The following is a 9860-nucleotide window of genomic DNA, read 5'->3' as shown; positions in this document are numbered from 1 at the left end:
GCTTTGGCTGCGTTTGGGGGTAATTCACGGTCACACCGTGCACAACCTGCTGGGTAATGGTGTTCTTCAGCTGTGATAGCTATTTTTTGCTCCCGCCCGTAGCCAGGTGCCCCAGGTTGTTTACCGGGTTTCCGTTTGTCGCTCGCAGCATCTTCCGAGTCCACTGCTTGCTGTACTTCGTCAATGATGTCCTGCGTTTTTTCGGGTTTGGTTTCCGATGCCTTATCGCTATCGCGTGGTTGTTCATCCACTTCAGCGTATTCATCTGGCTCTTGGGGTGGCTGAGAATTGCTTGGTTCAGTACCGGCCTTGTCCCACGGCAGGTCGCTACCCAGTGGCCGTGAACTGTTCTTTGACGTTTGTTTTAGCCGCTCACGCGCTTCTTTTAAGTCGTAGAGTAACTTAACGGATAATCGACGCAGGACATCCTCCGGCAATTCCAGTAATTCTTCTTCGGTTAGTTGCAGCAGGTCGTGGTCGCTTAGTCTCATGGGTGATAATGTACAATTTTTTTTAGGCGGCGTTGTGATTTTTTAATTTAGAGGGGTCTGAATTTTTACGTTGACGCGAGACAGCGAAATATTGCAATATTTTAAAATACGCTAATTGCATAGAATGTGCAGACAAAATACGCGATTTTCCGTTTTTCCTACCCGTTCAATGTCAGCAATAAGTTATTAATTAATTTAAATTGAAAATGCTGTAGCGTTATTCGATATTCTTATTCCAATAGTCAAATAAATAATTATAAAATACAGAAGAAACCATAACTGATTTAAGCCCACTGTCTTTAAATTTTTTTGCTACAATAGTATTGGAATTTAGCATATCGGCTAAAAAAGATTCTTGAATAACTATTTTTTCACTCTCAGAAATTGAATCATATTTTATCTTTAAATTTTCTTTAAAAAGCCTATTTTTTTCTGCAATTTTATTTTGTTTTTCCAATTTTCTTTTTTGTTCATCAATTTTTTTCTGGGCCTCACTGTCCCGTTTTTCCCGAGCCTTTTTAACGATATCAGGTTCTTTAGTTCGATAATCTTTAATTAATGCATCCATAAAAAACCCCATAGGGTTTCTTATTTTATTTTCTGTAGCTAATTGCGACTCAACATAATCTAAATTTCCAAGTATATATTCTATATCATATTTTTCAATTAAGTCTAATGCAGATTTAGAATTGCATCCAAAAGATATTAATCGTTCATGCAAAGATGTAATATTAGGAACATCGCTAAATTCTAAAAATGAATGCGGCTTAACTGCAACCGTAAAACTTATAAATTCAATAGCTCGGCCATTTTTATAATAGATTGGCTCAATAAATATATCTGATACATCATTAATTTCTTTTATAGCAGGGATGATGACTTTATTATTTAAATATTTAAATTGCTTATAGGTGGGGTTTTCTTCATCGTTTACTACTAATAAAGTTTTTAGTTCATTAATGGTAAATTTTGGAGTGCTTGCATTTTCGCGATATATTGTTGCATTTTCATAAAGTGAAAGGGCATAACTCATTGTAAATTTTTTTTGAACCTGCATACATACAAGTCCACGATGTTCTTGCCTCGCCATGAATTCTCGAATTCGGCGAGGAAAACTAAAGGCAATTATACCGTTTGTAACATATTCTATTTCTGAAAGAATACTGCTTACCCCCCAAACTCTTTCAGTGTCTTCTCTAAGATAATCCCATTCAACACTGACACTCGTTAGCTTTCTTGCATTTTCTTTGAATTCAGTAATGTTATTGGAATTATAATTAATCATAGTTAATAAATCTTGACGTCTTACATAATGAGTTTCTTTGTCAGGATTATCTTTTGCAAAAAAGTGAAAAGCATTAATTAATTTACGCTGCACTAACCCTAAATTTCCTGACTGAACTTTTATATGAATAGTACCAACAGCTTTATTGAAATGATCCACATCTTTATTTGGTTCACTGCATGCTTGGATAAGGTCATTCATTTAAAATCTCATAGGTTACAAAATATTATAATAATATTGTCACTCTTCAGATATTAATAAACAAAAGCAAAAGTGTCAAATTTTAAAAGAAAATTTTCTAAGTACCAATTATGGTAACTAATATCATTTTCCAAGCAGACATCATTAAAATTATTTTAAAATCAAATGCTTATAAAAATATCCAGCTCTGATCGATATAGAGGTATTTTTTAGCCTAAAAAATCAAAAAAATGGTTACCTTATTGTTGTTGTTTTTTATAAGAAACAACAACAACATTTGTTGTTGTGTAAAATATTGGCATTATGATATTGATATATAAAAAGTAATTGGTTGATAGGTCACCATATTTGGGATGATAAGTTACATTATTTGGTAAAATAACGGGTAATAGGTTACATTATTTGGGATGATAGGTTACTAAATTTGTTAGCATAGGTTACTAAATTTGGTATGTTTTTTGGGGCTTAGGTTACCTTTTATGGGAACATAGGTTACAGAATTTGGGATGCTTGCTGAGATAGGTTACCTTTTATGGGAACATAGGTTACAGAATTTGGTAACAGGTGATAGTTAGGTTACAAAATTTGGTGTGCACTGCTTAACTTACTTTTAGTGTTACGATATTGCGGCTCACAGAATGATAAATCGCATATTTGGAGATTCCCCGGGTGTAACTTGATCTATTAAGAGATTAGACTTTTGATTCGTTAAAAAATAGAAGGCTGATTTTTCTTAAGTGATACATTTAAGAACGATTCGAATTATTTATTTTTGTTTATTTGAAATTGAAATTCACACTTAGCAAAAATCTAAACAATAGTGTAAAGATAATTGGTTGTAATAAATTGATGTTGTCTTAGCCTCATCTAATGACTAATTTTGTAAGATTACATTTTCTAACGAAAGTAGAAAGGAATATTTTTTGGAAAGGTTACCTTATTTGGGAACAGCTGAGCGATAGGTTACAAAATTTGGTTTTTTCCATCTTCAGTTCCTATTCTTTAGGTTATTTTGGGCAAATGCTATCCTAATTTAGTATCAGCAATATCTGATTCTGTCTAAGCTTAAATAACTGGCGTTACACCGCAAGGAGCGATATTTATAATTTAGATCACCTAGGGGGTATGATCCAAGAGAAAGGCTTCAGGACAAGCCGTTATGGGGATAATTAACCCCATTCTGGTATTGTCCTGAGCCCTTTAGAAAGGGACTACTTTTTCAACAGGGTCTTTGCTTTAGCTATAATGCCGGCAGGATCAATCCCTTGGTGAGGAAATTGTTCCCATAAGCCGCCGCAACCCTCTATATGGGTGCCAAGATGCGCATATTTTGGCGTAAAGCCGCGTTCTAGTAGCCAAGAACCCATACGGCTACCCAGCCCGGTTTTACGGTTAAAGGACTCAACCACTAAAACCATCGGCGATTTACCGATTTTCGTCATCATGTCTTCATCAATGGCATTTAAAGTTGGCTTGTTAATCAAACCCACATCAATACCTTCTTGCTTCAGCTTTTCTACAGCATCCAGTGAACGGTACAATACTTCACCAAAGCTTACAATGTAACCTTGCGTGCCTTCACGGATAATTTCATCTTTGCCTGAAACAAATTTGTAATCACCGCCAAAAAATTCCTCGCCATTACTGTTCAAAATTGTAGGCACTTTGGAACGTGTTGAAAAAACGAAGCGTAAGCCTGGATTAAAGAAGATGGTTTCAAGGCAAGCTTTCATTTGCAAGGGATCAGCAGGAAAATACAGGTTGGTATCAAAACCATCGCTCAGCCCATTGTCGGCAAACATGTTGTTCAAACCAAAATGGCAGGTATTGTCAGCCATATCATCAATCCCGGCGTGGGAAAAATGACTTAGCACATTGGATTTATTCAGTCTTGCCATAGTAATTTCGGAAATACACATTTCCAAAAAGGCGCTGAAAGTGCCAAAAATCCCTTGTCTGCCGGCTTCCATACCAAAACCTGCGGCAGCCGAGAAATTACCCCGTTCCATAATACCTGAAGAAATAAAGATGTCAGGGTAAGCGCTGTGAATTTTGTTCAAGCCGCACGAGCCTTCAAGGTCGCTGTCAATAACACGTACTTTTTCAAGCCGTTCGGCATCACTCATGCGGGCAAGAATAGCGACCGCCGCATCACCGAACACATTACGGTTGGCATCCCATTTGTCACTGGAGCCCAGAAATTTTGCGTCGTTCTTGGGCGCTGCAATACTTTTCAAATGATCGGCAGCCGCTTGTTGTCCATGTGATTCAAGATATTCAAGCGCAACTTTTACAGAAACTACGTCATGGCCGTGCGTTGAACCTTCAAGGCCAACAATACCTGGGCACATAGGCCGATGATTAATAACCGCAACCGGGCCCGGTGTATTAATAGCCGTACAGATACGTGCGTATAAATCATCAATATCTTCGCCGTTACCTTCCAATACCGTAACACCATGGCCTGCCAAAGTTTTAGCAGTGCTGCAACCGGGTAAATATTTGGACGGATGACCGGCTATGGTGACGTCGTTATCATCAATAATCAGCTTAACGTTCAGGTTTTGGGCAACCGCCAAACGTGCCGCTTCCGCATCATTACCTTCTTGTTGCGAACCATCTGACCCTAAGCAAAATAGAGTTTTGCTGGGGTTTGCTATCGCTACGCCGTTAACATAAGGCCACATGTGGCCTAAGCGTCCGGAACTGAATTTTACCCCAGGGGTTAAACCTAACTCAGGATGCCCTGGTAAGTGTGAATGGGCAGCGCGGTATTCCATTAAACGCTCAGCGGGCAAATCGCCATTTAACGTGGACATCAGATACTGGGTAGCTACACGGTGTCCCGCTTCGTCAAAAAATATAGGCACATATTTTTCAGCGGAGCCACGGAATAAAGCATCCATAATCATGACTTCCGGCACGGTATCATAAGGGCCACCGGTATGTCCGCCTACGCCTCTGGCAGCACCTGTGGCAGTAAAAAATACGATAGCATCACGGCATAACTGAATATTGGCTTTAAGGCTGGCTTTTTGCTCTGCGGTTAAAGTGCTAACACTTGAATCTAAAGTGATGCGCTGATAAGCGCTAAGATCAATCGGAAATTGGGACATAGTTTATCTCTCATTTAAAGGAATTATTATTGACCTACGCTTTTTAGGCGAACGGTAGCCTATTATCGCACTTAATAGCGGTCGCGAAAGCAGGCGCGTAAATAATGTACTTGTCATTTGGAAATTTATGATGGTTTTCAAACGGAAGCGTCTAGTACAAATAAACATTACACCAAACGAATAGCGTTTTACAAGATTTTTAGCGGAGGAGGATGGGCGGATAGAATTAAAAATTATTATTTCATAGCAACATGAGATCCGTCTCAGCGGGTTAATTTTACCCCTGCTTCGTAAGATTGGGGCAAGCTATTGTTATTTGCCAAAGTAACCCCGATTAACATTACCAGAACCGAACGAGCAGATGACATCCCGCTGCTGGTTGCCCCTTACCCAAGCCACTCACCAGAATATCATCAGCCGTTAAGCCGTTTAGTTGATCGTTGCCGCCAGCCCCTTCACAATAGCGTTGTAACGACCACCCTTCGAAATAGCGTCCTGTGGCGGGCCATTGACCGCCACGAACTGGCTTGCTTTTGCCGTTATTTGTTAGCAAAATATGATCCCCGTATGCCCGCTATTAGCTTTTATTGCTGCGCTTCCACGGCATCCACAACACATAATCCCGTCATATTCACAATGCGACGCACAGTTGCAGATTGGGTAAGAATATGCACAGGTTTAGCACAGCCGAGCAAAATGGGACCGATCGCGATGCCATTGCCTGCGGCAACTTTGAGCAAATTATAAGCAATATTGGCGGCATCAAGGTTGGGTAAAACCAGCAAATTGGCACTGCCCTGCAAAGGCGAATCGGGCATCCTCTGTTTTAATAAATCAAAATCCAGGGCGGTATCACCTTGCATTTCGCCATCAATTTCTAAGTCCGGCGCTTGTGCCTGAATAAGGGCAAGCGTAGTGCGCATTTTTTGCGCAGAGTCGGTATTTGCAGAACCAAAGTTAGAATGAGATAGCAAGGCCACCCGTGGGATCAAACCTAAATGGCGCATTTTTTCTGCGGCTAACAACGTTATTTCGGCAAGTTGTTCAGCGGATGGATTTTCATTGATGTGCGTGTCTACCAGAACAATTTGCCGTTCCGGTAAAATTAATACGTTCATGGCCGCATAAACATTAACACCGCTCCGTTTGCCCAGCACCTGGTCAATATAATGCAGATGTAAACCCGGGGTACCAAACGTGCCGCAGATCATCCCATCAGCATCATTTTTATGTACCAGCATGGCACCAATTAAGGTGTGCCGTCGGCGCATTTCCAATTTGGCGTATTGTTCGGTTATGCCCTTACGAGCTGTCATGCTTAAATAAGTTTGCCAATAGTCGCGGTAACGTTCATCGTATTCAGGGTTGACTATTTGAAAATCAACCCCGGGTTTAAGCCGTAAACCAAGTTTTTTAATGCGCTGCTCTAAAACAGCGGGACGACCTATCAAAATCGGGTTAGCAATTTTCTCATCGACAATGATTTGCAGCGCCCGCAATACCCGCTCTTCTTCACCTTCTGCAAAGACAATACGTTTTTTAGTGGCGGCTACCTGCTTGATCACCTGAAAAATAGGCCGCATAAAGGGGCCGCTGTAGTAAACAAACTGCTGTAAGTTCTCGATATAAGCGGGCATATCGGCAATAGGCCGTGTGGCGACTCCGGACGCTTCGGCGGCCTTGGCAATGGCGGGGGCAATTTTAGTCATTAGCCTTGGATCAAACGGCATGGGGATAAGGTAATCCGGGCCAAATGACAAGGTATCAATGCCATAGGTTTGCACCACGATATCGGATTGCTCGGCTTGCGCTAAATCTGCAATCGCCTTAACTGCGGCCATTTTCATCGCCAGATTAACCGTAGTTGCACCGCAATCCAAAGCGCCCCTAAAAACATACGGAAAACATAATACGTTATTCACTTGATTAGGATAATCTGAACGGCCTGTGGCAATAATGGCATCGCTGCGTACTGCTTTAATCTCTTCGGGTAATATCTCCGGGGTGGGATTGGCTAACGCAAAGATTAAGGGCCGGTTAGCCATGCGTTTGGCCATGTCCGGCTTTAATACCCCACCTGCTGATAGCCCCAAAAAAATATCAGCATCCGTTATAACCTCCGCCAGACTGCGCTTATCAGTCAGTTGGGCAAAACGGGCTTTATCTTCATCCATTAATTCAACGCGGCCTTGATAAACCACTCCCGCTAAATCGGTGACAAAAATATTTTTAAGGGGAAAACCCAGCTCAACCAGCAAATTTAAACACGCAAGCGCGGCAGCGCCAGCACCAGACACCACTAATTTACAGTGTTTTATATCTTTACCGACTATTTTTAAACCATTCAAAAGTGCCGCCGCTACAATAATAGCCGTGCCATGCTGGTCATCATGAAACACCGGTATTTTCATGCGCTCACTGAGTTTGCGCTCGATATAAAAGCATTCCGGGGCTTTAATATCTTCTAAATTAATACCGCCAAAAGTCGGTTCTAAGGCTGCAATAATGTCACATAATTTGTCCGGATCGAGCTGGTTAATTTCTAAATCAAAGACATCAATACCGGCAAATTTTTTAAACAACACCGCCTTGCCTTCCATAACCGGTTTGGAAGCTAGCGGGCCGATATTACCAAGCCCCAGTACTGCTGTGCCATTGGTTACCACGGCAACCAAATTGCCACGTCCGGTATACTTAAAAACATTGGCAGGGTCGAGGACGATCTCCTCACAAGGTGCTGCAACCCCCGGCGAATATGCTAACGCCAAATCACGTTGATTAGATAGGTGTTTAGTAGGGGTAACGCTGATTTTGCCAGGACTTGGAAACTGGTGGTATTCAAGAGCCGCTTCACGTAATGACAAACGCAGCGCTTCTTTGGGGTCAATGGGGGATGTCATACGAATAGCCTTCCTTAGAGGTGGCTTAAAATAAATTCCACTTTAACAGAAAATCAGGCCAATTTAGCGGAGGTGACGGTAGGGGCTCTCATTTAGGTAGCCTTCAATAATCCTTATGTGTCCTATCGTACAGACGCAGACTTATTTATTAATTAACCTGTAACTCATGTTTTATATGACCCAGGCTTTTTGTAGGTGTTCATTACATTTAGGTTTTAACCTTCCCCTCATGTGCGGATCCCTCGGTCGATCCGCATTTTTTTTAACGGGTTCGATGATTTAAGTCAAAATATCCTAAATCCTACCGGTCTTTAAGCCACTCTTGTATATTACAGTCAATAAAAAGAAAATTAACGTGTTCCATTGACCTATTCATGACTTCAGAACTCCCTGTTACCACCATTTCCCATGCCATTCAACTTGCGGTAGCTCCTGTGTTTTTGTTGACGGGTGTTGCCAGCATTTTATCCGTACTGACTAACCGCTTAGCCCGCATTATTGACAGATCACGGTTTTTGTACGGCAAGAGCTTATCTGCTAATGACAATAATCTTGCTATTCAAACAGAATTAAAATCTTTAAGGCAACGCGCGCGCCTTATTCATTGCGCCATTGGTTTATGCACAACCTGTTTGTTACTGATCTGCTCGGTGGTCGCTGTATTGTTTTTAGGATCCTTTATCGCAGTTAATATAGCCGTGGTAATAGCGCCTTTATTTGTTGTCGCCATGCTTTGCCTAATCACTGCACTGCTTAATTTTATTTGTGAGATTTATCTGGCAACTGTGCATGTCCGTGGTGGGCCATAGCCCAAAAAAACATAGCATCCTGCCATGAACTCATTGTCTGTGGTTTCATCCAACTGAAGACCCCTTTAAATACCGTGTATTTAAAGGGGTAAATCCGCTACTGTTGTATTCACACCCAAAATAAATAGACAGTGGGTTATTACATTATTTAAGGAGAAAGACAATGATCAGGCTAACTTATGCCAGCAGCGCAAATGAGGAATGGCATCCGGAGGATTTATTAAAACTATTAAAACAATGCCGGACTAATAATGGGGCTAAAAATGTAACCGGAATTCTTCTGTATGCCAACGGGACCTTTTTTCAAGTTTTAGAAGGGGAAGAGGAAACGGTTGAAAGCATCTATAAAAAAATACAAAAAGACCCCCGCAACCATGATTGCACTATCATTGAAAAACAACCCATTGTTGAGCGTGCGTTTCCTTACTGGAGTATGGGCTTTGAAAAAATAGATATTAAAGAATTAAATAAGATGGAAGGGCTGCATAATTTTTTTGAAAACGATTTTACCCCTGCCGGTTTTGCTTCTCATAAACATATTATTGGTCCGTTAATAACTCACTTACGCAACAAACTGATAAAACACGTCACCATAGGCAAACATGAAGAGCTGCCTATGGAGCATGAAGATCCCTTTATACGGCTTTTACACGGTACCATACGCATAGGTGTAAAATTTTTAGCTTTTCTTATGGTATTCGTTATTATACTAAGTATTTTTGATGTGCTTTATACGATATGGAACAAAATCAGCGAACCGCCTTATCTTCTACTGACTACCAATGATTTGCTGGAAACCTTTGGCTCGTTTCTGGCTGTGTTAATAGCCATTGAAATTTTTATAAATATAACACTTTATATCCGGAGCGATGTTATTCCCGTTAAATTAGTGGTTGCCACGGCTTTAATGGCTATTTCGCGAAAGGTTATTGTTTTTGATTATAAACATTTAGATTCAGACTATATCAGCGCATCATCCCTGGTAGTCATTGCCTTAGGGGTTACCTATATGTTGATTCAAAAAAATGAGTAGTGCGCTATTAAATAAGAGGTAACCA

6 protein-coding genes and 1 pseudogene are annotated in these 9860 nt (G+C 40.8%); 2 read left to right on the top strand and 5 right to left on the bottom strand.

What is annotated here, in order from left to right:
* From ACHZC4_RS02790 to ACHZC4_RS02770, 5 genes and pseudogenes are all read right to left on the bottom strand, one after another.
* A pseudogene (locus ACHZC4_RS02790) lies at nucleotides 1–491 on the bottom strand (IS66 family transposase); the annotation flags it as partial.
* A gap of 217 nt (nucleotides 492–708) precedes the next feature.
* On the bottom strand, nucleotides 709–1977 hold the full coding sequence (locus ACHZC4_RS02785; protein WP_394752258.1) for a hypothetical protein: 1269 nt from the start codon (nucleotides 1975–1977) through the stop codon (nucleotides 709–711).
* 1211 nt (nucleotides 1978–3188) lie between these two features.
* Complete coding sequence (locus ACHZC4_RS02780; protein ID WP_394752257.1) at nucleotides 3189–5093, bottom strand: transketolase C-terminal domain-containing protein; 1905 nt, start codon at nucleotides 5091–5093, stop codon at nucleotides 3189–3191.
* A gap of 340 nt (nucleotides 5094–5433) precedes the next feature.
* Nucleotides 5434–5646, bottom strand: a complete 213-nt coding sequence (locus tag ACHZC4_RS02775) for a hypothetical protein (RefSeq protein ID WP_394752256.1) — start codon at nucleotides 5644–5646, stop codon at nucleotides 5434–5436.
* Nucleotides 5647–5677: 31 nt separating this feature from the next.
* Entirely contained in the window at nucleotides 5678–7993 is a 2316-nt protein-coding gene (locus ACHZC4_RS02770) for an NADP-dependent malic enzyme (protein WP_394752255.1), read from the bottom strand.
* A gap of 374 nt (nucleotides 7994–8367) precedes the next feature.
* Between ACHZC4_RS02770 and ACHZC4_RS02765 the strand changes: the two genes are divergently transcribed.
* Both ACHZC4_RS02765 and ACHZC4_RS02760 read left to right on the top strand, forming a co-directional pair.
* Complete coding sequence (locus ACHZC4_RS02765; RefSeq protein WP_394752254.1) at nucleotides 8368–8802, top strand: DUF2721 domain-containing protein; 435 nt, start codon at nucleotides 8368–8370, stop codon at nucleotides 8800–8802.
* Between the two features lie 163 nt (nucleotides 8803–8965).
* Nucleotides 8966–9835 carry a phosphate-starvation-inducible PsiE family protein gene (locus ACHZC4_RS02760; RefSeq protein ID WP_394752253.1) on the top strand — a complete coding sequence of 290 codons (870 nt, stop codon included), beginning with the start codon at nucleotides 8966–8968 and terminating at the stop codon, nucleotides 9833–9835.
* Nucleotides 9836–9860 lie beyond the last annotated feature (25 nt).

This window comes from Crenothrix sp. (genome assembly GCF_043729335.1).
GTDB lineage: Bacteria > Pseudomonadota > Gammaproteobacteria > Methylococcales > Methylomonadaceae > Crenothrix.
This window is presented reverse-complemented; position numbering and strand designations above follow the sequence as displayed.